The sequence below is a fragment of the Paenibacillus soyae genome, assembly GCF_024623455.1.
Lineage (GTDB): Bacteria > Bacillota > Bacilli > Paenibacillales > Paenibacillaceae > Pristimantibacillus > Pristimantibacillus soyae.
This window is the reverse complement of sequence record NZ_JANIPJ010000092.1, coordinates 1-264: the sequence shown is the minus strand read 5'-3', so window position 1 is coordinate 264 and position 264 is coordinate 1. Positions and strand designations below refer to the sequence as shown.

The 264-nt window shown below is 61.4% G+C and carries 1 pseudogene; it reads right to left on the bottom strand.

The window, feature by feature from the left end:
- Nucleotides 1-264, bottom strand: a pseudogene (locus NQZ67_RS30135) (NADP-dependent phosphogluconate dehydrogenase); the annotation flags it as partial.

Sequence of the window (264 nt, the reverse complement as noted above, 5' to 3'; positions counted from 1 at the left end):
ATACTCCTCGGATGCCGCGCGCATCTGCGCGAAGCCTTGCGCGTACGAGCAGATCTTGCTCGCGAACAGCGCCTTGCGGACCGCTTCGATGAATGCCGCTTTGTCGCCTTGGAACGGCGCTTTAGCAGGCCCTTTGAGCACTTTGCTCGCCGCTACGCGCTCTTCCTTCATCGCGGACAGGAAGCGCGTGAAGACGGATTCCGTAATGATGGAGAGCGGCACGCCGAGATCCAGGGAGCTTTGGCTCGTCCATTTGCCCGTGCC